The organism is Zunongwangia endophytica (assembly GCF_030409505.1).
GTDB lineage: Bacteria > Bacteroidota > Bacteroidia > Flavobacteriales > Flavobacteriaceae > Zunongwangia > Zunongwangia endophytica.
Genome location: NZ_JAUFPZ010000002.1, coordinates 737,312 through 760,617 on the forward strand (window position 1 = coordinate 737,312; position 23,306 = coordinate 760,617).

The 23,306-nt window shown below is 34.4% G+C and carries 26 protein-coding genes; 15 read left to right on the forward strand and 11 right to left on the reverse strand.

Annotated elements, in window-relative coordinates; genetic code table 11:
• Nucleotide 1 precedes the first annotated feature (1 nt).
• Nucleotides 2-856 carry a dTDP-4-dehydrorhamnose reductase gene (gene rfbD, locus QWY91_RS03335; protein WP_290231687.1) on the forward strand — a complete coding sequence of 285 codons (855 nt, stop codon included), beginning with the start codon at nt 2-4 and terminating at the stop codon, nt 854-856.
• A 79-nt stretch (nt 857-935) separates the two neighbouring features.
• On the opposite strand, the gene QWY91_RS03340 is transcribed toward rfbD, so the two are convergent.
• The 3 genes from QWY91_RS03340 to QWY91_RS03350 form a co-directional block, all read right to left on the reverse strand.
• A complete protein-coding gene (locus tag QWY91_RS03340) occupies nt 936-1,670 on the reverse strand; it encodes a Bax inhibitor-1/YccA family protein (protein ID WP_290231689.1) in 735 nt (244 codons plus the stop codon).
• A gap of 108 nt (nt 1,671-1,778) precedes the next feature.
• A complete protein-coding gene (gene purB / locus QWY91_RS03345) occupies nt 1,779-3,116 on the reverse strand; it encodes an adenylosuccinate lyase (RefSeq protein WP_290231691.1) in 1,338 nt (445 codons plus the stop codon).
• Between the two features lie 589 nt (nt 3,117-3,705).
• Nucleotides 3,706-4,395, reverse strand: coding sequence for an SIR2 family NAD-dependent protein deacylase (locus QWY91_RS03350; protein WP_290231693.1), 690 nt, complete (start codon nt 4,393-4,395; stop codon nt 3,706-3,708).
• Between the two features lie 168 nt (nt 4,396-4,563).
• Here QWY91_RS03350 and QWY91_RS03355 point away from each other — a divergent pair, with 168 nt between their 5' ends.
• Together QWY91_RS03355 and QWY91_RS03360 are read left to right on the forward strand one after the other, a co-directional pair.
• A complete protein-coding gene (locus QWY91_RS03355; protein WP_290231695.1) occupies nt 4,564-5,217 on the forward strand; it encodes a TrmH family RNA methyltransferase in 654 nt (217 codons plus the stop codon).
• A 32-nt stretch (nt 5,218-5,249) separates the two neighbouring features.
• On the forward strand, nt 5,250-5,777 hold the full coding sequence (locus tag QWY91_RS03360; protein ID WP_290231697.1) for an SRPBCC family protein: 528 nt from the start codon (nt 5,250-5,252) through the stop codon (nt 5,775-5,777).
• A gap of 3 nt (nt 5,778-5,780) precedes the next feature.
• Here the strand turns inward: QWY91_RS03360 and QWY91_RS03365 are convergent, their stop codons facing one another.
• From QWY91_RS03365 to rlmH, 4 genes are all read right to left on the reverse strand, one after another.
• Nucleotides 5,781-6,545 (reverse strand): carboxypeptidase-like regulatory domain-containing protein, encoded by a 765-nt coding sequence (locus QWY91_RS03365; RefSeq protein WP_290231699.1) that lies wholly within the window; start codon nt 6,543-6,545, stop codon nt 5,781-5,783.
• Between the two features lie 66 nt (nt 6,546-6,611).
• On the reverse strand, nt 6,612-8,408 hold the full coding sequence (locus tag QWY91_RS03370; protein ID WP_290231701.1) for a DEAD/DEAH box helicase: 1,797 nt from the start codon (nt 8,406-8,408) through the stop codon (nt 6,612-6,614).
• 72 nt (nt 8,409-8,480) lie between these two features.
• The gene (locus tag QWY91_RS03375; protein WP_290237056.1) at nt 8,481-9,053 is read right to left on the reverse strand and encodes a non-canonical purine NTP diphosphatase; all 573 of its coding nucleotides are present in this window, start codon (nt 9,051-9,053) and stop codon (nt 8,481-8,483) included.
• A gap of 4 nt (nt 9,054-9,057) precedes the next feature.
• On the reverse strand, nt 9,058-9,531 hold the full coding sequence (gene rlmH, locus QWY91_RS03380) for a 23S rRNA (pseudouridine(1915)-N(3))-methyltransferase RlmH (protein ID WP_290231703.1): 474 nt from the start codon (nt 9,529-9,531) through the stop codon (nt 9,058-9,060).
• Nucleotides 9,532-9,582: 51 nt separating this feature from the next.
• On the opposite strand from rlmH, the gene nadC reads away from it, so the two are divergent.
• The 5 genes from nadC to priA all read left to right on the forward strand — a co-directional run bounded on the left by nadC (nt 9,583) and on the right by priA (nt 15,030).
• A complete protein-coding gene (gene nadC, locus QWY91_RS03385) occupies nt 9,583-10,440 on the forward strand; it encodes a carboxylating nicotinate-nucleotide diphosphorylase (protein WP_290231705.1) in 858 nt (285 codons plus the stop codon).
• A 3-nt stretch (nt 10,441-10,443) separates the two neighbouring features.
• Nucleotides 10,444-11,373: a YihY/virulence factor BrkB family protein gene (locus tag QWY91_RS03390; protein WP_290231706.1), complete on the forward strand. Its 930-nt coding sequence runs from the start codon at nt 10,444-10,446 to the stop codon at nt 11,371-11,373.
• Between the two features lie 30 nt (nt 11,374-11,403).
• Nucleotides 11,404-11,964 carry a chalcone isomerase family protein gene (locus tag QWY91_RS03395; protein ID WP_290231708.1) on the forward strand — a complete coding sequence of 187 codons (561 nt, stop codon included), beginning with the start codon at nt 11,404-11,406 and terminating at the stop codon, nt 11,962-11,964.
• Nucleotides 11,965-11,969: 5 nt separating this feature from the next.
• Nucleotides 11,970-12,401 carry a DUF2147 domain-containing protein gene (locus QWY91_RS03400; RefSeq protein WP_290231709.1) on the forward strand — a complete coding sequence of 144 codons (432 nt, stop codon included), beginning with the start codon at nt 11,970-11,972 and terminating at the stop codon, nt 12,399-12,401.
• Between the two features lie 175 nt (nt 12,402-12,576).
• Nucleotides 12,577-15,030, forward strand: coding sequence for a replication restart helicase PriA (priA, locus tag QWY91_RS03405; RefSeq protein ID WP_290231711.1), 2,454 nt, complete (start codon nt 12,577-12,579; stop codon nt 15,028-15,030).
• Nucleotides 15,031-15,065: 35 nt separating this feature from the next.
• Here priA and QWY91_RS03410 read toward each other — a convergent pair whose 3' ends face one another.
• The gene (locus tag QWY91_RS03410) at nt 15,066-15,779 is read right to left on the reverse strand and encodes a LytR/AlgR family response regulator transcription factor (RefSeq protein ID WP_290231713.1); all 714 of its coding nucleotides are present in this window, start codon (nt 15,777-15,779) and stop codon (nt 15,066-15,068) included.
• Nucleotides 15,780-15,948: 169 nt separating this feature from the next.
• On the opposite strand from QWY91_RS03410, the gene rpsF reads away from it, so the two are divergent.
• The 4 genes from rpsF to QWY91_RS03430 all read left to right on the forward strand — a co-directional run bounded on the left by rpsF (nt 15,949) and on the right by QWY91_RS03430 (nt 17,591).
• The gene (rpsF, locus tag QWY91_RS03415) at nt 15,949-16,287 is read left to right on the forward strand and encodes a 30S ribosomal protein S6 (protein ID WP_290231714.1); all 339 of its coding nucleotides are present in this window, start codon (nt 15,949-15,951) and stop codon (nt 16,285-16,287) included.
• Between the two features lie 2 nt (nt 16,288-16,289).
• Complete coding sequence (rpsR, locus tag QWY91_RS03420; protein WP_270061283.1) at nt 16,290-16,589, forward strand: 30S ribosomal protein S18; 300 nt, start codon at nt 16,290-16,292, stop codon at nt 16,587-16,589.
• Between the two features lie 12 nt (nt 16,590-16,601).
• Nucleotides 16,602-17,051 carry a 50S ribosomal protein L9 gene (gene rplI, locus QWY91_RS03425; protein ID WP_290231722.1) on the forward strand — a complete coding sequence of 150 codons (450 nt, stop codon included), beginning with the start codon at nt 16,602-16,604 and terminating at the stop codon, nt 17,049-17,051.
• Nucleotides 17,052-17,117: 66 nt separating this feature from the next.
• Nucleotides 17,118-17,591, forward strand: coding sequence for a DUF6495 family protein (locus QWY91_RS03430; RefSeq protein WP_290231724.1), 474 nt, complete (start codon nt 17,118-17,120; stop codon nt 17,589-17,591).
• A gap of 145 nt (nt 17,592-17,736) precedes the next feature.
• On the opposite strand, the gene QWY91_RS03435 is transcribed toward QWY91_RS03430, so the two are convergent.
• Together QWY91_RS03435 and QWY91_RS03440 are read right to left on the reverse strand one after the other, a co-directional pair.
• Nucleotides 17,737-17,934 (reverse strand): hypothetical protein, encoded by a 198-nt coding sequence (locus tag QWY91_RS03435; protein WP_290231725.1) that lies wholly within the window; start codon nt 17,932-17,934, stop codon nt 17,737-17,739.
• A 243-nt stretch (nt 17,935-18,177) separates the two neighbouring features.
• Entirely contained in the window at nt 18,178-19,419 is a 1,242-nt protein-coding gene (locus QWY91_RS03440) for an ABC transporter permease (RefSeq protein WP_290231727.1), read from the reverse strand.
• A gap of 247 nt (nt 19,420-19,666) precedes the next feature.
• On the opposite strand from QWY91_RS03440, the gene hisS reads away from it, so the two are divergent.
• A complete protein-coding gene (hisS, locus tag QWY91_RS03445; protein ID WP_290231729.1) occupies nt 19,667-21,037 on the forward strand; it encodes a histidine--tRNA ligase in 1,371 nt (456 codons plus the stop codon).
• 59 nt (nt 21,038-21,096) lie between these two features.
• Here the strand turns inward: hisS and QWY91_RS03450 are convergent, their stop codons facing one another.
• Nucleotides 21,097-22,047 carry an aldo/keto reductase gene (locus tag QWY91_RS03450; protein WP_290231731.1) on the reverse strand — a complete coding sequence of 317 codons (951 nt, stop codon included), beginning with the start codon at nt 22,045-22,047 and terminating at the stop codon, nt 21,097-21,099.
• Nucleotides 22,048-22,267: 220 nt separating this feature from the next.
• Between QWY91_RS03450 and QWY91_RS03455 the strand changes: the two genes are divergently transcribed.
• A complete protein-coding gene (locus QWY91_RS03455) occupies nt 22,268-22,696 on the forward strand; it encodes a BRCT domain-containing protein (RefSeq protein ID WP_290231733.1) in 429 nt (142 codons plus the stop codon).
• A gap of 29 nt (nt 22,697-22,725) precedes the next feature.
• The gene (locus QWY91_RS03460) at nt 22,726-23,295 is read left to right on the forward strand and encodes a putative outer membrane beta-barrel protein (RefSeq protein WP_290231735.1); all 570 of its coding nucleotides are present in this window, start codon (nt 22,726-22,728) and stop codon (nt 23,293-23,295) included.
• The last annotated feature ends 11 nt before the right edge of the window (nt 23,296-23,306 follow it).

Here is a 23,306-nt window from a genome sequence, read left to right on the forward strand (position 1 = left end):
TATGGTAAGTATTTTGGTAACAGGCGCAAGTGGCCAGTTAGGGCAGAGTATAAAAAAAATAAGTCCGCGATTTCCTGAATTTCATTTTCATTTTAAAGATTCTTCGGAGCTAAATATTGGTGATAAAAAAGCTCTTAAAACCGCTTTTGAAAATCAAAAAATAGATTATTGTATAAACTGCGCAGCTTATACGCAAGTAGATAAGGCAGAATCTGATAAAGAAAAGGCCAATTTGATCAATAATGAGGCAATTTCAATTTTGAGTGAATTATGTCAGGAATTTAAAGTTACTTTAATTCATATTTCCACAGACTTTGTATTTGAAGGCACAAAAAATATTCCTTATACTGAAAGCGATCAAACTAATCCTCAGAGTATTTACGGGAAAACTAAGCTAGCTGGAGAAAAAGCTATTCATCAAAATTTAGAGCAGTATTTTATTTTTCGAACGTCTTGGCTGTATTCAGAATTTGGTCATAATTTCATGAAATCTATGCTGAAATACGGTCAGGAAAAAAAACAGCTTTCTGTAGTTTACGATCAGGTAGGGACCCCAACGTACGCAGTAGATTTAGCGGAATTTATATTGAAAATAATAAGTTCTAAATCTAACCAATATGGGATTTATAATTATAGCAATGAAGGTATCGCAAGTTGGTATGATTTTGCGTTCAACATTTTTAGAATTTCAGGAATCAAGATCGATTTAAAACCAATAAAATCTGAAGAATATCTAACTCCCGCCAAACGCCCATCTTATAGCGTACTCGATAAGACCAAAGCAAAAACAATTTTTCAAGTTGAGATTCCACATTGGCAGGATTCTCTTGCTAAAGCTTTGCAAGAATTAAACTAAGAGTTTTTCATGCTCAGGTTAAAGACATAAAAAAAACGCTTCATTTACGAAGCGCTTTTTTATTGAATATTGATGATTTCTATTTTCTGTTTCCAAAAATACGAAGTAGAAATAAAAACATATTTATAAAATCAAGATACAATCTAATTGCCCCCATAAGAGCAAGATTGTGACCGATATCAGAATCTTCCATACCTGCGCGATACATTCTTTTAATCTTTTGTGTATCATAGGCTGTTAGACCTACAAAGATAAGAACTCCTGCATAAGTGATTACCCAGTATAGTATTTCACTAAAAAAGAAAATATTCACGATCGAGGCGATAATAATACCTATCAAAGCCATAAAGCAAAGATTACCGATACTTGTAAGATCTCTTTTGGTAAAATAACCGTAAGCACTCATTGCACCGAAAGTTCCTGCTGTTACAAAAAATGTTGTAGCAATAGAGGCCGAGGTAAATACCAATAAAATGAAAGATAAAGTTATTCCATTTAAGACCGAATACAGAATAAATAAGGCAGTTGCAGTTGTGGTCGAGAGCTTTTGAATATTAGAACCTATATATCCTACCAAAATAACTTCACCTATCAATAAACCGTAAAAGACAAGTTTGTTAGAGAAAATTAAGTTCATTAATTGTTCGCTACTGGCTGCAAAAAAAGCAGTAACTCCTGTAATTAGTAATGCTAAAGCCATCCAGTTAAACACCTTATTAATGTAAGCTGCCTGGCCTTGTTTCAATTGAGAATCAGAGTAAGTTGCCTGATCTTCAGAATGAATAGTACTTGTGATTTGAGAATCTGAACTCATAAATTAATAGTAAATTTTATTTAAAATTATGGAATTTGACTAGACGAAATTGAAATTTCAAATCTAGTTTCTATTCCTATTTTTCTTTTATTTAAATTGAACTTAAGATTATATTCCGGTATAATTTTGCGGAGTAATTTTCTTAAGTTCTTCTTTTATATGCGCGTCAACCTCTAGAGTTTCAATAAAATTAGCAATGCTTGTTTTGTTGATTTTCTCATTGGTTCTCGTAAGCCCTTTTAATGTTTCGTAAGGATTTTTAAAACCTTCACGTCTCAAAATAGTTTGTATGGCTTCAGCAACAACTGCCCAATTTGCTTCAAGATCGGCATTAAGCTTTTCTTCATTCAGCAATAATTTATTCAAACCTTTTAAAGTGGATTTAAAACCTATAATCGTATGACCTATAGGAACTCCAATATTTCTTAAAACCGTGCTGTCCGTAAGATCTCGTTGTAATCTACTAACCGGTAATTTAGAAGATAAATGTTCGAAAAGTGCATTTGCAATTCCTAAATTCCCTTCACTATTTTCAAAATCTATAGGGTTTACTTTATGCGGCATCGCAGAACTTCCTATTTCTCCCGCTTTGATTTTTTGCTTAAAATAATCCATAGAAACATAGGTCCAGATATCTTTATCCAGATCTAGTAGAATCGTATTGATACGTTTTAAAGCATCGAAAATAGCGGCCATATGGTCGTAATGTTCAATTTGCGTAGTAGGGAACGAGTGCTTTAAAGACAAGGTGTTTTCAACAAAACCAGTTCCGAACTTTTTCCAGTCAATATCAGGATAGGCAACAAAATGTGCATTATAATTTCCGGTAGCACCACCAAACTTGGCGGCGTGGCTACAAGCTTCTAAAAGTTGTTTTTGCTCTTTTATACGAACGGTAAACACTTCAATTTCTTTACCAAGACGCGTAGGCGATGCCGGTTGACCGTGAGTACGAGCAAGAAGTGGAATATCTTTCCAATCGTTTCCTAGAGATTTCAATTTCTTCAGGATTTCATCTAATTCTGGGATATAAACTTCCTCGATAGCATCCTTCAAAGAAAGCGGTACCGCAGTATTGTTTATGTCCTGAGATGTAAGTCCAAAATGGATAAATTCCTTTGAGTTTTCTAAACCTAATTTTTCAAATTCTTCTTTCAGAAAATATTCTACAGCCTTTACATCATGATTGGTCGTTTTCTCAATTTCTTTGATAGCTTGAGCATCGTGAGAAGCAAAATTCTCGTACAAAGCTCTAAGTTCAGGAAAAATTGATTCATCTACGTCTTTTAACTGCGGAAGCGGTAATTTGCAAAGCGCAATAAAATATTCAACTTCTACTTTTACACGATACTTTATAAGCGCCTCTTCACTGAAATAAGCCGACAGAGACTTAGTTTTAGAGTGATATCTTCCATCTATAGGAGAAATTGCGTTTAGCGATGTCATTTTCTGAATTTAAAAAGTTAAAGTGTAAAGATAGCGCTTCAAAATTATCTGTGAAGCGACTATTTTAATTTCTTTAAAATTTTTACGCCACAAGATTTGAAACCAGCTGAGCCTTGATGTAAGTGTTGCTTCAGATAGGCATTTAGTTCGGGATGAATCCAATCATTTTTGAAACCTAATAAGAACAAAGCTTGCATCGCAAAAATCTATGTGACGGTTTTACTATTGCCTGGTAACCAATCGAAAGATACTTCGCTTGCGATTTCTAAATATTGCTGCGGAAGTGAGAAATTGTTATTCAAATACTGAAATTCGAAAATTTTGAAGAGTAAATTTGAAGCATATCGTTTTTCGGTAGCAGTGTTAATTTTGGTAGAAATTGCAATAATTTCTTCGGAAAACTTTAAAACTTCAGTTAAATAATTCCTTCCATAAAATTCTAATGAGGCAATTCATTTGGAACGATATTTATTCGAATATTGAATTATTTCAATTAATTGAAACAGTAAATTATCATCCGCAATCTTCTTGCTTCAAGCTGATCGGCTCTCAACACCTAGCGTCATGTATTCAAGATCAGCTTTAATATTCATCGATTAAATTTTTCTCGAAGTTCTTTTGCCAGCTTCGGTACACCGGTCACGGCTTTTTCGGCTAAAATAGAGAGGTAATTATTTTCGCTAATATTGGGTTTAGGATCGATAAAATACATAGGTGTTTTTGGTGGAGCAAAATCTACAAGTCCCGCGGCTGGATAAACCTGCATCGAAGTTCCGACGATTGCAATAATGTCGGCATTGGAAACTTTTTGTATCGCTTTTTCCATCATTGGTACCGCCTCTCCAAACCATACCACATGCGGTCGTAACTGAAAATTATGTTCGCAAAAATCACCAATATTAAGATCTTGTTTCCAATCTAGTAAGAGGTCTTCATCAAAAGTGCTTCGAACTTTCAGTAATTCACCATGAAGATGCAAAACATTAGAACTGCCGGCCCTTTCATGCAAGTCATCAATATTCTGTGTAATAACTTCAACATTAAAATCATTTTCTAATTCGGCCAGTACAAGATGCGCTTTATTTGGTTGAACGCTTAATAATTGTCTTCTTCGCTTATTGTAAAAATCAAGAACCAATTCTTTATTTTTTTTCCAACCCATGGGCGACGCTACTTGCATTACATCGTGGCCTTCCCAAAGACCGTCTTCATCTCTAAAGGTTTTAATACCGCTCTCGGCGCTAATTCCTGCTCCTGTAAGTACAACTAGGTTTTTCATAGAATAAAAGTATAAAAAACTAATCAAATTTGATGTTTTGAAATCTTGTGGAGTTGTAAAATGTGTAAACAATTGAAGCGTAGTTATTTGCTGTTGATGTAAAAGAAAAGCTACTTTTAAGTATTTAAGACATTCTTTTATAAGCTCAAATTTTATATTTTTGAAACGATGGAAGACCCGGCATTACTTACGTATTTAGAAAATTTTCTTACCGATCGTAGAAAATCGCTTATTAATAAAGTGATAGCGCAACGAACTAATCATATTACGGTTGCTACCCAAGATGTTTTCCAGCTACATAATACCAGTGCGGTAATTCGAAGTTGTGATGTTTTTGGGATACAAAATGCACATGTGATCGAAGAAAAGTTCCCTAAACGCATTGACCGAGAAATCGCTATGGGAGCACAAAAATGGGTGACCATTAATCGGCATTCTTCAGCACAAGAATGTATTTCTAATCTTCGTGCGAACGATTATCAAATTGTTGCTACTAGTCCGCATAGTGATTCTTTACATCTTCAAGATTTCGATATTAGTAAAAAATCAGCTTTGTTTTTTGGAACCGAGCGTCATGGTTTGTCTGACGAGATTTTAGCGGAAGCCGACTGTACTTTGAAAATCCCAATGTATGGTTTTACTGAAAGTTTAAATATCTCGGTTTCAGCAGCGATCATACTGCAAACTTTGGCTGAAAGAATGAGAGCGGAAGGTGTTTCATGGGAATTAACAGAGGAAGAGAAAAGCGCTCTAAAGTTAGAATGGCTTAAAAATAACTTGAAAAATAGTACGGAGCTTATTTCTCATTTTTATTCAAAATAAGTGTTAAATTTAACAAATATTAAAAAATAAGAATGACCCTTTTTTTCTACGTAGCCATTGCGCTGATTACTTTCGTGGCCTTTCTTCATGCTTGGTCTAAAAAAGATTACGATGTAAGTAGAACGATTGTTATTAACCGACCAAAATCTGATGTTTACGCATTTACACGACGTTTAAAAAATCAAACACTTTGGAATTCATGGTACCTTAAAGCCAATAGTCCACAGATTAAATTTAAAGAAGCCGACGGAAAATTAGGTGCTATTAGTTACTGGAAGGGAAATGATAGGATAGGAGAAGGCACACAAAAAATTACTAAAATTAAGCCCGGCAAAGTTTTAGAAACTAAAATTTTGCTAGTAAAACCTACAAATGCGATTGCGCTAGCTTATTTTGCCACCAAAGAAATTCAGCCAGAAAGAACTAAAATGGTATTTGGAGTACGGGGATATTTGAGTTTTCCCTTTACGGTAATTTCAATATTCTATAGTATGGAAAATCGCTTAGGTAAAGAATTTGAAGAAAGTCTACAAAATCTGAAAAGAGAATTAGAAAAATAAATTCTAATTTTTATTTCGCTGTAGCAATTTATATTCTTCCCAACAACCACTTATTGCATCTAGAATCTGTAAATCTGTAGCGGTTCTTACGAAATCTTCAGAGTAACTACATCTGCTTAAAACTTCTTCGATTTCTCCTCTGCTCATTTGCAGCATTGCAGTGAGCGTTTCACGGTTGTATTTAGACCCCAGAAGCTCACGGATGCTTTCATCATCCTTCATTTTTCTAAGTTTCCGCATTTGTCGCTCCTTTCGGCTAAATAGGTTATTTAACGCATCTGCAGGATTAAAAATGGAGCCTATTACTTTATTAAATGCACTTGGAGATGAATCTCCGGCCTCATATCCACTATTAAGGCCGGAAATACTATATCTCTTATTTTCGTAAATTGGAATGTTCTTAGCATCGATCTCTAGATATCCTGTAAGTTTTACGTCACTTACAGTAACTTCTTCTAAAGCAATACCTACTTCAGTCATTTTTACTTTTACGTTACCGTATTTCAACCAGTCGTTTGTAACTCTAACTTTAATTGATTTAAAACCGATATAAGTAAAATATAAAGTATCATTTACAGTTGCTGCGATCTCAAAAGATCCATTTTCATCAGAGATATTACCTTTTACCTGGTTTAAGTTCACAACATGAACATTTTCCAAAGCTACATCATTAGCGGCGTTCATAACCGTTCCTGAAATAACATCTTGAGCACTTGCAATTTGACAAGTGAATAAAACTGTAAATAATAAAGTAACTAAATGCTTCATAGAAATTGACGCTTAAAATATGAAAATCATTATAAAAAATGATGCCAAATCTAAAATTTGGTTTTTTTATTTTTTAGATTTTCTTCTTTTAATTGAACTTTCTATATTATTTCCACGACTTCCTGATCGTTTGCTTTTCTTTCCTTTAAAACCAGAATCTTTAGAGTCATTCGATCTTGATCTGCCTTTTCCGCCAGATTTAAAATCTCCTTTACCAAAGCCACCGCCACCGCGACCTTTACGTCCACGACCGCCTTTACCGCCGCCACTGTTAGAGTTTTTGGTAACTTCAACGTTTACTCTTCTTCCCTGATATTCAAAATCGCTAAATGCGTTAATTACTTTATCAGTTTCAGAGTTTTCAGTATTAAAGAACGAGAAGCTGTCTTTAACATCTACTTTAAATACACCATCTTTTCCTAATTGTAATGCGTCTTTAAGGAAATCCTTAAGGCTCATCCAATCAAATCCATCTTTCTTACCAACATTCATAAAATATCGGGTAGAGTTAGGATCCAGATTTGCATTAGAACCACCACTAACTGGAGCAAGATCATTTGCTTTTTTGTAGTAATTTGAGAATCTGGTAAATTCTACTGAAAAGAATTTTTTGATAAGTTCTTCTTTTGTAAAGTCTTCAAGAACTTTGTTGATATTAGGAAGATATTCTTCAATATCATGGTTTATCTCTGTGCTCTTAATATCGTTGGCCAGGTGTAAAAGCTGAACTTTACAAATATCTTTACCTTCTGGTAGTTGTTTCTCTTCGAACGATTGTTTTATAATACGTTCGATGCTCTTAATTTTTCTAAGCTCACTTTTAGAAACAATAACTATAGAAGTTCCTGATTTACCAGCACGGCCTGTACGTCCACTACGGTGAGTGTAAGTTTCAACTTCATCTGGAAGCTGGTAATTTATAACGTGGGTAATATCGTCTACGTCAATTCCACGAGCTGCAACATCTGTAGCAACTAGCATCTGGATTTGGCGCGTTCTAAAAGATTTCATTACCAAATCACGTTGATTCTGACTTAAATCTCCGTGTAAAGCTGCAGCGCTATAACCATCTTCGATTAATCGCTCTGCTACTTTTTGAGTATCACGTTTTGTACGACAAAAAATTACAGAAAAAATTTCTGGATTAGCATCAGCCAATCTTTTAAGTGCCGCGTAACGATCTCTGGCATTTACCAGGTAAAATTCGTGCGATACATTAGTTGCTCCCATATTTTTGCTACCAACGGTAACTTCGATAGGAGAACGCATAAATTTCTTTGCAATTGTAGCTACTTCTTTAGGCATTGTTGCCGAGAATAACCACGTATTTTTTTCTTTTGGAGTATGGGATAGGATAGCAGTTATATCTTCATAGAATCCCATGTTTAGCATCTCATCTGCTTCATCTAAAACGCAATATTCGATTTTAGAAATATCGGTAAGTTTACGTCTAATCATATCCTGCATTCTCCCAGGAGTTGCAACGATGATTTGGGCTCCGCGCTCTATTTGCCTCGCCTGGTCTGTAATACTAGCACCTCCGTAAACGGCTACTGGATGTAGCGAGGGCTCGTATTTTGAATAATTTTTTAATTCGTTTGTAATTTGCAAGCATAACTCTCTGGTAGGAGATAAAATTAAGGCTTGTGTGTGCTTTGACTTCGGATTAATTTTCTGAATCAAAGGGAAACCAAAAGCTGCCGTCTTTCCTGTCCCGGTCTGGGCTAAGGCAACCATATCGGTCTCTTCGTCTAATAAAATGGGGATGGTTTTTTCCTGTACTTCACTTGGACTTTCAAAGCCCATGTCTTCAATTGCTTTTAAAAGAGAGGAATTTAAACCTAATTCTTGGAATTTATTCATTATAAAATTTAATAAGCTGCAAATGTACGTATTAGTTTACAGCTTATCACATTATTCTTTTTAATTCATGCTTTATTTTGATAGGTAGTCCATTAACTCCTTAAAAGCTTTACCACGATGACCCATTTTTGCCTTTTCTTCCATCTCCATCTCGGCAAATGTGCGATCATGTCCATCGGGAATAAAAACAGGGTCGTAGCCAAAACCTTTTGCGCCACTAGGAGCATCTGTAATGTGCCCTTTGCAAATGCCCGTAAAAAGATTCTCGTTATCCTTTAAATTTAAAGCAATAACTGTTTTAAAACGAGCCTTTCTAGAATCTTTATTTTCTAGTTGTTCTAATAACTTTTTTACATTGGCCTTATCGTCTTTTTGTTCGCCGGCATATCTTGCTGAATATACTCCCGGAGCACCGGCTAAAGCTTCAACTTCTAAACCTGTATCATCTGCAAAACAGTTATAGCCATAGCGATGGCGAACATATTCTGCTTTTAAAATAGCGTTGCCGTCTATGGTATCGGCAGTTTCAGCAATATCTTCTACACATCCAATATCATCTAAAGATAATAATGTGATATGTTCAGGGAGCATGGCTTCAATCTCCTTAAATTTATTTTTATTGTGGGTTGCAAATACTAATTCCATGTGATTATCTATGGTGATAAGGTTCATTTTTAAGGATGGTAAATCCCCGATAAATTTGTTCAGTAACAAAAAGTCGTACCATTTGATGGGAAAATGTCATTTTAGATAACGATATTTTGCCATTGGCGCGTTGGTACATTTCTTCAGAGAAACCATAAGGCCCGCCAATTACAAATATGAGTTGTTTTAGGCCGCTATTCATTCTTTTCTGAAGGTATTCTGAAAAAGCTTCCGAAGAAAATTGTTTTCCGTTTTCATCCAAAAGCACTAAAAAATCTGAAGTTTGAATTTTATTCAGAATCAATTCTCCTTCTTTTGTTTTTTGCTGATTTTCGTCAAGGTTCTTTACTTTTTTGAGATCGGGAATAATATCGATTTCAAACTTCGTATAAAACTGAAGCCGTTTTAGATAGACCTCAATAAGGTTTTGTAATTCCTTACTATCGGTTTTTCCTATGCAGAGTAATTTTATCGTCATTCGGTAAATTTAGCGCAGACTTTCCTACATTTACAAAAATAAGTATTGCAAATGATCTCAGCAGCACAATTTGAAAAAGAAATTGAATTAATAATCACGAACGCTATTCGCGAAGATGTAGGAGATGGCGACCATAGTTCATTAGCTTGTATTCCTTCCTCAGCTAAAGGAAAAGCAAAGCTATTGGTGAAAGATAATGGCATTCTTGCCGGTGTAGATTTTGCGAAAAGAGTCTTTGAATATGTAGATAAAGAAGCCAAACTGGATATTAAAATAAAGGATGGTGAAAAAGTGAAGAAAGGCGATATTGCTTTTTATGTTGAAGCCAGTTCGCAGTCGATTTTAAAAGCAGAAAGACTGATACTGAATGCTATGCAGCGGATGAGTGCGATAGCAACAAAAACAAAGGAATTTGTAGATAAGCTTGAAGGTACTGGTACAAAAATTTTGGATACCAGAAAGACAACACCGGGCATTAGAGCTTTAGAAAAATGGGCAGTTAAAATTGGCAGAGGTGAAAATCATCGTTTCGCGCTGTACGATATGATTATGCTAAAAGACAATCATATTGATTTTGCAGGCGGAATTGCAGAAGCTATCCAGAAAACAAAAAGTTACCTAGAAACGAACAATCTTGATCTTAAGATAATCGTGGAGGCTAGAGATATACAAGAAATTAAAGAAATTTTAAATGAAGGCGGAGTTTATCGAATTTTGATTGATAATTTTGATTATGCTGAAACAAAAAAAGCAGTACAACTTATCGGAGAGCAATGCTTAACAGAATCGAGTGGCGGAATTACGTTAGAAACCGCAAGAAAGTATGCTGAATGCGGAGTGGATTATATTTCTAGCGGCGCTTTAACACATTCGGTTTATAATATGGATCTTAGCTTAAAAGCTATGTAATGTATGTCTATAGGGAAGGAGATCACGGCTAAAATAGAAGATATTTCAGATTGGTGGGAAAGAGAATCGAGTAAAATCATTTTACCGGGTACAGACGGTCTTTCGCTTCATCATCTTTGGGATATTTATTCTAGCGGAATCGTACAGGGCACGTTTTCGACGCGAGCTAGTGCGATTGCTTTCAGCTTCTTTATGGCCCTTTTTCCTTTTTTGTTGTTTATCTTCAACCTTATTCCTTATGTAGAAGAAATTAATCTTATAGACGATTTTAGGATTAAGTTTTTACTATTTATGGATTCTTTATTGCCTCCAGAAACGCAGGAATATGTTGGCGATATTTTTGCAGATATAGCTAATAATCCGCGTGGCGGATTGTTATCCTTCTCTTTTATACTTTCGATCTTCTTAATGACAAACGGGGTAAATGCAATTTTCACAGGATTCGAATTTTCGTATCACACCAAAATAAAAAGATCTTTAGTTAAGCAATATATAGTTGCGATCGGGGTATCATTAGTTTTGGCATTTCTTTTGCTAATTACTGTTATAGTAATGGTATATGTTACCTATGCGATAGAAGATTTAAGTGAATATGGATTAATTGCAAACAATGAGTCGGGCACGGTCGTTGTAAAATATTTGGCGTTTGTAGTGCTTATTTATATTGCGGTCGCCACGTTATATTACTTCGGAACAAAGGAAGCCAGGCAGGCAAGATTTTTTTCAGTAGGAGCATTTTTTACAACAATTTTAATTATGCTAACCTCATTTTTATTTGGATTATATATTGAAAATTTTTCAAATTATAACGAATTGTACGGTTCTATTGGAGCATTGTTAATATTAATGGTGTATATTTGGTTAAATGCTAATATTCTTCTATTGGGGTTCGAACTTAATGCCTCTTTGATAAAATTGAAGAAGAAATTTTAAAAATTTAATTTAACTTAATAATACAGAAAAATGAAAAAGTACGTTTTACTTTTGGTTGCTGTATGCTCATTAACAACAATGAGTGCACAAAAAAAAGTGGGTGGTGTAGAATTACCAGCAACAGTTGAATTTAAGGGAGAAACACTAAAGTTGAATGGAGCTGGAGTTCGAGAAAAATTCTGGATCGATTTATATGCTGGAGCACTTTATCTAACAGATAAGGATAGCGATGCTCAAAAGGTAATAAGTGCAGATAAGCCCATGGCAATTAAACTGCATATCGTTTCTAAATTAATTACCAGCGATAAAATGATCGATGCGGTAAACGAAGGTTTTGAAAATGCCACCGATGGTAAAACAGCGCCTATTGAAGCTGAAATTAAACGATTTCAAGGCTTTTTTAGTGACGAGATAAAGAAAAACGATGTTTTTGACTTAGTTTACATTCCTGGCGAAGGTGTGATCTCGTATAAAAACGGCAAAGAAAAAGGAACTATTAAAGGAATTGCTTTCAAAAAAGCTTTGTTCGGAATCTGGCTTTCTAAAAAACCAGCAGAAGACGATCTAAAAGAAGCAATGTTAGGACAATAAACAACATGAAGAAATATATTCTATTTTCCATATTAATTTGGGCTTTTGGAGCCAATCTAAACGCACAAGAAGGCATTTTTGGAAAATGGAGGTGTACCAATCATGATGGTAAAGTGAATTCTATTGTAAGAATCTATCAGAAGGATGATGGTGAAGTTTGTGGGAAAGTTGTTAGAATTCTGAAGGAAGAAGATCGCGATAAGATTTGTACCGAATGTGAGGGAGATCTTAAAAACAAACCGATCGAAGGGTTACAGCTGATGCATGGTTTGCAAAAAGATGGTAACGAATATTCTGGTGGCGAAATTATAAATCCGAAGTCCGGTAAAATATATAAAGTAAAAATTTGGGTTGATGAAGACCAACCAGACAAACTTAATGTTCGCGGTTATGTGGCTTTCTTTTTTAAAACGATGACCTGGGATCGAGCTGATTAGTTTATAATTTGAAGAGTAATCAGGATTCAAAATAGGAGTTAGTATTTCAGTAATTTTGATATTTTGAAAAGACTTTCTGATAATTAAATCTCAGCATTTTTATAAAATATTTTAAAAACCATTCTTTAATCGAGAATGGTTTTTATTTTTACCTTTTTTAGACCAAATTCTGCGTATGCCAAAGTTTGTAGACGTCATTTTACCTTTACCCTTAGATAATAGATTTACATACAGTATTTCTGTTGAAGAAGCTTCTTTCTTACAGGAAGGAATGCGAGTGGCCGTACCATTTGGGAAATCTAAAATTTATACAGGAATTATTGCTGAAGTGCATGATCGTGACCCCAAAGTTTATGAGGCAAAACCTATTAGTCAGATTTTGGATGAGGAACCACTTGCAACTAAGCAACAGCTGAAATTTTGGAACTGGATTGCTTCATATTACATGTGTACTGAAGGTGAAGTGATGCGTGCGGCACTTCCGGGAGCATTTATTTTAGAAAGTGAAAGTATAGTTCAGCTTAAAAAAGATGCCATAATTGATGATTCTGATCTTAAGGATGATGAATTTTTGGTGGTCGAAGCATTGCAAAATCAGTCTTCATTAAAGATTAAAGAAGTTGAAGCTTTGTTAGATAAGAAAACGGTTTTGCCAGTTCTTAACCGTTTAATGGCTAAAGATATTGTTGTACTAAGCCAAGAAATTTACGAGCAATATAAGCCAAAACGAGTTCGGTACATAAAACTACACGAAAATCATGAATCTGAAGATGCTATGCACACGCTTTTGGATGAACTATCCAGAGCGCATAAACAGCGAGAAGTGGTTTTAAGTTACTTCAGTATAAAAGCGAAAAGCACCAAGCCAATCAAGGCGAAGGAGTTGCTGAAGATTTCAGGGACAACTTCTTCAGTTTTAAAAAGTCTGTTGAAGAAGAATATTTTTCAGGAATATTACATTAACGAAGATCGGGTAGGTTTTGGTGGTGAAATTACTCGAAATCATATTGAATTTAACGAATTTCAGGAGAAAGCTTTTGGTCAAATTAAAGCTTCTTTTGAAGATAAAACCGTGTGTTTATTGCATGGGGTAACTTCTAGTGGTAAAACTGAAATTTATTTCAAATTAATAGAAGAAGTACTTCAGCAAGGACAGCAGGCACTTTATTTGCTTCCGGAGATTGCATTAACAACGCAGCTTATAAACCGTTTGCAAGCTTATTTTGGTGATAAGGTTTTGGTTTATCACAGTAAATATTCAATGAATGAGAGGGTGGAGGTTTACCAAAATGTGCTGAATGCAACAGATGATGCTAAAATTATAATTGGTGCACGATCGGCAATATTTTTACCGTTTCAGAAATTAGGGGTAATTGTAGTAGACGAAGAGCATGAAGCTACCTTTAAACAATATGATCCTGCGCCTCGCTACCATGCGCGCGATGCGGCCATAGTTTTAGCTAACCAGTTTAAGGCGAAAACCTTATTGGGTTCTGCTACACCATCATTGGAATCTTATTTTAATGCTGAACATGATAAATATGGTTTTGCTGAATTATCAAGACGATTTGGAAATGTTTTGATGCCGAATATCGAAATCGTCGATATCAAGGAAAAACATAGAAAGAAACGGATGACCGGCCATTTTTCTGATCGCTTGCTCAAAGAAATTGAAGCATCGCTGGCTGAAGGAGAACAGGTGATCTTGTTTCAGAATAGAAGAGGTTTTTCACCAATATTAGAATGTAATACCTGCGGACATTCCCCGCAATGCCCAAATTGTGACGTTAGTTTGACGTATCACAGCCACAGTAATCAATTACGATGTCATTATTGTGGATATCATATTGCTATGCAGCAGCGTTGCATGGCTTGTCACAGTGATGATGTTTCTACAAAAGGTTTTGGAACTGAACAGATCGAAACAGAATTGAAAGCTTTATTTCCAGATCATAAAATCGGTAGAATGGATCAGGATTCTACCCGTGGAAAATACGGTTATGAAAAAATTATTACCGCGTTTGAAGATTTAGAGATCGATATTTTGGTAGGAACGCAAATGCTAACGAAAGGTTTAGATTTTAGAAATGTAAATCTAGTAGGAGTAATGAATGCTGATAACCTTCTCAATTTTCCCGATTTTAGAGCTCACGAGCGGAGTTTTCAGCTAATGCTTCAGGTAGCCGGAAGAGCGGGAAGAACAAAGAAGCGAGGTAAAGTGTTGATTCAAAGTTATAATCCTCATCATCAAATTATACAGCAAGTTTCTACAAATGATTATTCGAGCATGTATAAAGAACAATTGCAAGAGCGTTATAATTATAAATATCCACCTTACTATAGATTAGTTCGTTTAAGTTTAAAGTCTCGTGATTTTAGTAAAACCAACGATGCCGCCGATTGGATTGCAAAAGCAATGCAAAATGTTTTTAAACAGCATGTATTAGGCCCAGAATTTCCGCCCGTAGCGAGAATTCGAAATGAATATTATAAAAATATCATGCTTAAAATTCCACAAAATCAATCTTTGGGGAAAACTAAAGCGGTTTTAAATAAGATATTAATCAGTTTTAATTCGATAGGCGCGTATCGCAGTGTACGGGTAATCGTAAATGTAGATCCTGTTTAAAGTTTCTAGAAATTATTATAAATATAAGGAAAGTTCTAGGCTTTGGTAGCTGCTAAAGCTTCTACAAGATTATTTTTCTTATGTCGGCTTAAAGGCAACTTCTCCCCAGATATCTCTATGGTTTTACTATTATATCGTTCTACTTTTTCTAAATTCACAATATAAGATTTGTGAGTTCGTAGAAATTTTTCTGAAGGTAATTCTTGCTCAAAAGATTTCATTGTAGCCAATACTACAAAATTGTCTTCTTCAGTAACAAATTTTACATAGTCCCCAAGAGCCTGAATATACTTTAAGCGATTTAAAAAGACCTTGCGATTTTTTAAATTACTTTTTACAAAGATAAAATCTTCATCTTCGGGAAGTACAGCCTGCGTTTTAAGCTTGTACATGTTTAACGCCTTAGTTGTAGCATTATTAAAGCGTTCTTTGCTTACTGGTTTTTGTAAATAATCTACGGCACTATAATCAAAAGCTTTATAGGCGTATTTCGTTTTACCGGTAACAAAAACAATTTGCGGTTTGTTAGGAAGATCATCTAGAAGTTCGAATCCCGACAAAATTGGCATTTCTATATCCAAAAATATAAGATCTATCTCATTATCTAATAGACCATTCTTAGTTTCGATAGCATTATTGTATTCCGCTACCAAAGTAAGGTTGGGATGATCCTTTATCATTTTGACAATAGATAGTCTTTGAAGACTTGAATCATCTACCACTGCACATTTTAACAAAATATCTTCCACAGCTCTTTGTTAATTTTACTTTTAACAATAATATGCATTAAAATTGATATAGACAAGATTGGCTTGAATTTCATCGATAAAACGCCTATTTTCAACTAGTGAAATTTTGCTTGTGAAATACAAAAAATAGTTCTATTTTTGCAGCCAATTTTATTAAAATATATTTTTTATGAATCATTATGAAACTGTTTTCATCTTGAATCCCGTTTTATCTGATGAGCAGATAAAGGAAACAGTTAAGAAATACGAAGAATTTCTTGTTTCTAAAGGAGCTGAGATGGTATCAAAGGAGAATTGGGGGCTAAAAAAATTAGCTTACGCAATTCAGCACAAAAAAAGTGGTTTTTATCACTTATTTGAATTTAAAGCACCAGGAGAGGCTATCGAGCCTTTAGAACTTGCTTTTAGAAGAGATGAGCGTATGATGCGTTATTTAACTGTGAAGTTAGATAAGCATGCTATTGCCTGGGCTGAGAAAAGAAGAAAAAGAATCCAAGAAAAAGCGTAAGTATGGCTACATCTATTGAACAACAAGCAAAAGGAAAAAAAGATGGTGAGATTAGATATCTTACTCCTCTTAATATAGAAACTACCAAAACTAAAAAGTACTGTAGATTTAAAAGATCGGGTATTAAATACATCGATTATAAAGATCCAAACTTTTTAATGAGTTTTGTAAACGAACAAGGAAAATTACTTCCTCGTCGTTTAACAGGTACTTCTTTAAAATACCAAAGAAAAGTGGCTGTTGCTGTTAAACGTGCACGTCATTTAGCATTAATGCCATACGTTGGTGATTTATTAAAATAAAAAGAAGCAATTATGGAATTGATACTTAAAAAAGACGTAGATAATTTAGGATTTAAAGACGATTTAGTAGCTGTAAAAAACGGTTATGGTCGTAACTTTTTAATCCCACAAGGCTTCGCAGAATTAGCAACTCCATCAGCTAAGAAAGTTTTAGCTGAAACTCTTAAACAAAGAGCTTACAAAGAGCAAAAGCATATCGACGAAGCTAAGAAACAAGCTGAGAAACTTAACGGTGTTGATATCAAAATCACTGCAAAATCTGGTGCTGGAGACAAATTATTTGGATCTATCACTAACGCAGATTTAGCTGATGCTTTAGCTAAAGAAGGTGTTGAAATCGAAAAGAAATACATCAGTATTGCTGGTGGAAATATTAAAAGATTAGGACAGTACGATGCTACATTACGTTTCCATCGTGAGGTAATTTCTACATTATCATTTGATGTTGTAGGAGAAGCTTAAGAAACCTATATAATTTTTAAAAAGCCTACTCTGTGAGTGGGCTTTTTTTATAATTAATTTTTTATCATGAAATACGCAAGACTTACAAAAGAGCAGCTAGAAGAAATGCATCAGGAATTTATAAATTTTCTAGCCACGCAATCTATTACTGCGGAAGAGTGGACAGATATTAAAACAAACAAGCCTGATGTAGCCGAAAAGGAAATTGATGTTTTTAGTGACCTTATTTGGGAAGGCGTTTTAAATAAAGTTGAGTTTTTAGAGCATTTTTCTAAGCAGCAACTGTTTTTGTTTCAAATAACTACAGCAACCATTAATTTAATAGCTGTCAAAATTGAAAATGAAGCGATTGATATTACCACTCGTGAAGGTTACAATTGGCTTAGAGCGAACTTAATGGATGATGCTGTAAACATTTATACATCAACTAAAGCGATGAGTGATGATCGTAATAAGGATATTTTCGCATTAATAAAACAAGGCGCGAGTATAACCAAAGGTGAGTTATACCAATATTTCGCTGGTATCGTAAAAGGTTAATTTTGATTTTTTTGGAAAATATTGCAGGTGATGTCAAGCCTAAATATGGCTTGGCTAAACTTTGTATTTAATTTTTTAAACTGAAAAGCAGAAAAAAGCCTTTCAATTGAATTTTAATGATTATGAACTATACTAGCGCCTATACCTATATTTTATCATATAGAAACGCAAGTGTGTATTTTAATAATTCATAAGCTCCAATACCCATCGCAGTTCCCAGTAGTATCCAGTAAATTCTCTGCTTTTTATCAATCTGGACAGCATGCTTTTCAATATTCATGTCATTTTTGATTAGTTCTAACTGGATTTCTTTTTTGCGCAATTGATCGTATTTAGATCTCAAAATAAATGTTCCTGAATTTAGCCTAAGTTGATGTCGGCATCCAGAAATAGTAAATTTCTTAGAAACATTCTTTTCATTTACTAAAACACTTTCAATTCCGAAAACTGAATTTGTAAATTTAATGATCTGATTTTTAATTTCTATTTCAGCGTAGGTTATATTGTAAATTATAAATTCAATATTAGCTTATTCATTTTTAAGAAAAATTGTGTTTTCTTCCGAAGAAGATATTTAATTTAAAGCTTACTCGTATCTAAGCGATTCAATAGGATCTTGCTTAGAGGCTTTAATAGCCGGATAGAGGCCAGAAACCAAAGCTGTGAATAAAGTCACTACAACAGCCCAAAACATGGCTAACCACGGCGTTGTGAAGTCGAATCCAACACCGGCTGAAACTGCCATTCCAATTAATATTCCTAAGATTATACCTAAAATTCCACCAAACTGACCAATAATTAAAGTCTCCATGAAGAATTGGGCAGCTATGGTGTTTTTCTTCGCGCCAAGTGCTTTACGAACGCCTATTTCTCGGGTTCTTTCAGTCACACTTACCAACATAATATTCATTAGCGCAATCGAAGATCCAAAAATGGTGACCAGACTAATAATCCAGGCTGCCATGTTTAAATAGCCAGACATTTCTGCAATTTCATTTAGTAAGCTATCACTTCTTTCAAGGCCAAAATTATTCGGTTCGATTGGATTTAATTTTCTAATATTTCTAAAAGTTAAGATTGCTTCATCCTGCGCAGCATTTAAAGCGTCTTTGTTTTCAACCTTAATACTCAGATTGTAATTAATGCCGGGATTGGTAAAAATAGATCGTGCATGCTGTATTGGGATTAAAACCCTCAAATCTTCGTTATTACCAAATGTGGATCCTTTAGACTCTAAAATACCTACAACTTTAAATTTAGCGCCTCTTACACTTATGGTTTTATCGATAGGATTAGCCCCGTTAAAAAGTCCGTTATCATTAGCGAAATCTGCTCCTATAATCGCAACATTGCTATTATTCTGAATATCGAAATAATTAAATTCCCGGCCTTTTTCGACATTGAGACCAGAATTTGTTATATAATTTTCGTTAACTCCGAGTACATTTATTTCAGGATCTGTTTTTTCGTTTTCCCATTTAATTTCTGCCGCAGCAGTTCCGGTGAAGCTAATCGCAGTGGTGGTTAGCGGAAATTGGTAATTATCTTTAAAGGTTTTTACCTCTCTAAAGGTAATCACGGGGTTTACTTTATTTACTTCATCACCACGTTGTGAGGTATATTCGTATCGCTGAATATTAAAAGTATTGGCGCCCATAGAGGCAAAATTTCCACTAATAGTATTTTCTAAAGCACCAACAGCACTAAGAATTCCTACCAAAGCGGTAATCCCAATAGCAATAATTAGCACAGTAAGAATGGTTCTTAAAAGCTGACCTTTAATCGAATCGAAAGCGATACTAATGTTCTCGCGTAGGAGTGTAAACATATTATGAAATTTCAAACACTACAGGTTAGACTTCAATTTAGTGAGAATGTTACTTAAAATTTTAAAATTGTTTTGTTTCGGGCAAAATTTAAGATATTTGCAGCTCTTTAAGAATTTAGAATAATTCTGAATTTTTGAATATAGAGATTTCTCATTTTCGATGAATATTCAATATTTTTTGAAATCTCATTTTTAAGTAAAAAACGATAAACTGAAAAAATCAGGACAATTCCTGAATATAGATTTTATGGCACAAAAACCTTCTATCCCAAAAGGAACCAGAGATTTTACTCCGCAGGAAGTGGCAAAGCGAAACTTTATTTTCGACACTATAAAAAAGGAATTTAAAAAGTTTGGATTTCAGGCTATTGAAACGCCAAGTTTTGAAAATTCTGATACTTTAATGGGAAAGTATGGAGATGAAGGGGATCGCCTTATTTTTAAAATTCTTAATTCTGGTGATTTTTTAAAGAAAGCCGATCAAAATGCTTATGACGATAAAGATAGTTTAAAACTAACTCCATCTATTTCAGAAAAAGCATTGCGTTACGATTTAACGGTGCCGTTTGCGCGTTTCGTGGTTCAGCATCAAAACGAAATTGATTTTCCATTTAAACGCTATCAAATTCAACCTGTTTGGCGCGCAGATCGTCCACAAAAAGGTCGCTTCAGAGAATTTTATCAATGTGATGCCGATGTTGTTGGGAGCGATAGTTTATGGCAGGAAGTTGAGTTTGTGCAATTATACGATGCTGTTTTTTCAGCATTAAAATTAGAAGGAGTAACTATAAAAATCAATAATCGTAAAATTCTTTCAGGTTTTGCTGAAGTAATCGGCGAACAAGATAAGTTGATTGATTTTACGGTGGCTTTGGATAAGCTCGATAAAATCGGGGAAGATGGTGTGGTAAAAGAAATGCTTTCTAAAGGTATTGCTGAAGATGCTATCGCGCAAATTAAACCTGTTTTTGGTTTAGAAGGTGGTTTTGCTGAAAAGATTGAGGCTTTAAAAGGAATATTAGCAACATCTGAAGTTGGTAAAAAAGGAATCGAAGAGCTAGAATTTATTCAAAATGCGCTCTCAGAAATGCCATTGAAAACTGCGAATCTTGATTTAGATGTTACACTAGCTCGTGGTTTAAATTATTATACGGGTGCTATTTTTGAAGTTGCTGCGCCCGAGAATGTGAAAATGGGATCTATTGGTGGGGGAGGTCGTTATGACGATCTTACCGGTATTTTTGGTCTTAAAAATATAAGTGGTGTAGGTATTTCTTTCGGTTTAGATCGAATTTACCTGGTTTTAGAAGAATTAGGTTTATTCCCAGATGCTGTCGCTGACGATGTGAAAGCTTTATTTATAAACTTCGGAGAAAAAGAAGCACTTTATTCTTTTAAAGGAGTTAATGCTTTAAGAGCGGGAGGAGTTAATGCTGAAGTTTTTCCTGATGCTGCGAAAATGAAGAAGCAAATGAACTACGCAAATAAAAGAAATATTCCGTTTGTTATTTTAGCGGGGGATGAAGAAATGCAAGAAGGGAAATACACCCTGAAAAACATGAAAACTGGCGAACAGGATCGCCTTACTTTAAAAGAAATTGTTACAAAAATAGGATAGAAAAAGCCCCAATTTGGGGCTTTTCGTTTTATAATTGGATATTATTAATTCTGAACACTTTATTTACTACTAGCCTCATTCAATTTATTCATATCATTTTTGCTTAATTTCACGTTCGTAGCTTCTTCAAAAGCTTTTAGATGTGAAGATTTTGTAGCACTTGCAATAGCAGCCGTAATTCCAGGTTTGTTAATAATCCATGCTAAAGCAACACCGGCATTAGAAATTCCCTGTTCTTCGGAAACTTCGTCTAAAGATTTCAGGATATTTTTGCCACGATCGTCCAGATAGTTTTTTACAAAATCTTTTCTATTCTGGCCTTCAAGATCATCTTCACTACGATACTTTCCAGTTAAAAATCCACTTGCTAAAGAAAAGTAAGTGGTAATACTTATATTATTTTGCTGGCATAATTCAAGAATATCGCCTTCAACCTTATCACGATTCATTAAATTATATTCTTGCTGAAATACCTGATATTTAGGAAGATTTTTATTTTTTGAAGCATTCAAAGAATCTCTTAATCGCGCCGGACTCAAATTTGAAGCTCCAATGTATTTTACATCTCCGTTTTTAATTAGTTTTTGGTAAGCTCCCAAAGTTTCTTCCACGGGTGTACGATCGTCGTCCCAATGAGTATAATACAAGTCGATATAATCGGTTTGTAACCTTTTTAAGGAATCTTGAGCTGCTTTAAGTATATATTCTTCAGAAATATCTTTTTGGCCTTGTCCCATATCAGAACCTACTTTGGTTGCCAGCGTAATTTTATCTCTAACGCCGCGATCTTTCATCCATTTACCAATGATCTTTTCAGATTCACCACCAGAATTTCCGTCTGCCCAGCGTGAATATACATCTGCAGTATCAATACAAGTATATCCTTTTTCTAAAAGCTCATCTAACATTGCAAAGGACTCTTTTTCGTTTAGTGTCCAGCCAAAGACATTTCCACCGAATATGATTTTCGGCGTTTTTAGATCGGTGTTACCTAAATTATTTAGTTGCATATCTTTTTATTTAAAATTATGCACTTCCTGAAAACATTAAAAATTAGAGCTGAGTTTTAAGTTATGTTTAACTGATGAAGAATTCTAAAAGCTACAGTGGTCTACAAATTTATAATGAATTCCTAAAATCGTTAAAAGCTGTTTAAATTTATTCTTGAAGCACTAAAATCCTGTAAGTTTGTTTCGTTATTAATTTAAAATAATTAACTCTACATTAATTATGGCACCAATATTACTTGTTATCTATCTTTTCATTTTTGTAGGAATTATTTTTATTTCCTGGAATTATTTCAATACTCCTGAAGACACTGATGAGCATCAAGCTAAACCCTCAAAGTTGGATGATTTTGAAGGGAAGAAAGTGGTGTTCGATGGGCACTTAGATATAAATAGAGAATCTAGTATTAAAAATGAACTTAAAACTAGAAACGCTCTTGTTGAAGAGAGAATGACTGAAGATACACATTTGCTAGTAACAGGAAAAAATCCAGATTGGTTGGTGGTTGATGAGGCTAAAAGTAAGGGCGTTACGATAGTAAATGAAATGGATTGGCAAAGATTGAAGAAATCAGATGAGACTATCGAAAAGAGAAGGAGCGCCATATTGATTGAGAAGAAAAAGCAAGTGGATTCTGCTAAAATTGTTTAAGTTTATACTTCTCAATTAATTATTTAGGTTTGAAAACAAGAGTTTTACTGATTATGCTTTTTACCAGCTTTCATTGCTTTTCACAATGTTATGACCTGGGCCCTAAACGAAAAAATAATGATTCTTATTTCTTTGTAGCTGCTGGGGCAGATCCGATTCCTAACCAAAAATGGATAAATGTTCAAGATCCAGAATTTACCACAGATGGCTTGGATTTAGTTTTCAAAGCAGGTTACGGTACGAATAGTTTCTTCGTGCCTATAGAATTAAATTTGTTTTACGAACGATTTGAAGATGTGAACTATCAACAGTTTGGAATTGGCGGAAGCATTTACACCATTTTTCTAAATAATAAGATACAAGCGCTTGCAGGAGGAGATTTAGGTATAGTTAATCGCGAATATCCTTTAAATAATAATTTGGAATCAGATCAATTTGTAAACTTATCGATAGACTTAGAATTGAGATATATTTTAAATAGTAATTTTAGAATAGGGATACAATTTAATTTCGAAAAAAGAGATGATATAAAACCCGATATAGAAAACAGAAATTACTACGTTGGTAGCTCTTACGCATTTCTATATTATACCTTTTAGAAGGGAGTTAT

Excerpts from the sequence above, each read along its gene's own strand:
- QWY91_RS03395 (WP_290231708.1), top strand. The coding sequence starts at position 11,404 with ATGAAAAAGTACGTTTTACTTTTGGTTGCTGTATGCTCATTAACAACA.
- QWY91_RS03370 (WP_290231701.1), bottom strand. The coding sequence starts at position 8,408 with ATGAATAAATTCCAAGAATTAGGTTTAAATTCCTCTCTTTTAAAAGCA.
- QWY91_RS03340 (WP_290231689.1), bottom strand. The coding sequence starts at position 1,670 with ATGAGTTCAGATTCTCAAATCACAAGTACTATTCATTCTGAAGATCAG.
- QWY91_RS03360 (WP_290231697.1), top strand. The coding sequence starts at position 5,250 with ATGACCCTTTTTTTCTACGTAGCCATTGCGCTGATTACTTTCGTGGCC.
- rpsF (WP_290231714.1), top strand. The coding sequence starts at position 15,949 with ATGAATCATTATGAAACTGTTTTCATCTTGAATCCCGTTTTATCTGAT.
- QWY91_RS03365 (WP_290231699.1), bottom strand. The coding sequence starts at position 6,545 with ATGAAGCATTTAGTTACTTTATTATTTACAGTTTTATTCACTTGTCAA.
- QWY91_RS03450 (WP_290231731.1), bottom strand. The coding sequence starts at position 22,047 with ATGCAACTAAATAATTTAGGTAACACCGATCTAAAAACGCCGAAAATC.
- QWY91_RS03440 (WP_290231727.1), bottom strand. The coding sequence starts at position 19,419 with ATGTTTACACTCCTACGCGAGAACATTAGTATCGCTTTCGATTCGATT.
- purB (WP_290231691.1), bottom strand. The coding sequence starts at position 3,116 with ATGACATCGCTAAACGCAATTTCTCCTATAGATGGAAGATATCACTCT.
- rpsR (WP_270061283.1), top strand. The coding sequence starts at position 16,290 with ATGGCTACATCTATTGAACAACAAGCAAAAGGAAAAAAAGATGGTGAG.
- hisS (WP_290231729.1), top strand. The coding sequence starts at position 19,667 with ATGGCACAAAAACCTTCTATCCCAAAAGGAACCAGAGATTTTACTCCG.
- rplI (WP_290231722.1), top strand. The coding sequence starts at position 16,602 with ATGGAATTGATACTTAAAAAAGACGTAGATAATTTAGGATTTAAAGAC.
- rlmH (WP_290231703.1), bottom strand. The coding sequence starts at position 9,531 with ATGACGATAAAATTACTCTGCATAGGAAAAACCGATAGTAAGGAATTA.
- QWY91_RS03375 (WP_290237056.1), bottom strand. The coding sequence starts at position 9,053 with ATGGAATTAGTATTTGCAACCCACAATAAAAATAAATTTAAGGAGATT.
- QWY91_RS03430 (WP_290231724.1), top strand. The coding sequence starts at position 17,118 with ATGAAATACGCAAGACTTACAAAAGAGCAGCTAGAAGAAATGCATCAG.
- nadC (WP_290231705.1), top strand. The coding sequence starts at position 9,583 with ATGATCTCAGCAGCACAATTTGAAAAAGAAATTGAATTAATAATCACG.
- QWY91_RS03390 (WP_290231706.1), top strand. The coding sequence starts at position 10,444 with ATGTCTATAGGGAAGGAGATCACGGCTAAAATAGAAGATATTTCAGAT.
- rfbD (WP_290231687.1), top strand. The coding sequence starts at position 2 with ATGGTAAGTATTTTGGTAACAGGCGCAAGTGGCCAGTTAGGGCAGAGT.
- QWY91_RS03455 (WP_290231733.1), top strand. The coding sequence starts at position 22,268 with ATGGCACCAATATTACTTGTTATCTATCTTTTCATTTTTGTAGGAATT.
- QWY91_RS03355 (WP_290231695.1), top strand. The coding sequence starts at position 4,564 with ATGGAAGACCCGGCATTACTTACGTATTTAGAAAATTTTCTTACCGAT.
- QWY91_RS03400 (WP_290231709.1), top strand. The coding sequence starts at position 11,970 with ATGAAGAAATATATTCTATTTTCCATATTAATTTGGGCTTTTGGAGCC.
- priA (WP_290231711.1), top strand. The coding sequence starts at position 12,577 with ATGCCAAAGTTTGTAGACGTCATTTTACCTTTACCCTTAGATAATAGA.
- QWY91_RS03350 (WP_290231693.1), bottom strand. The coding sequence starts at position 4,395 with ATGAAAAACCTAGTTGTACTTACAGGAGCAGGAATTAGCGCCGAGAGC.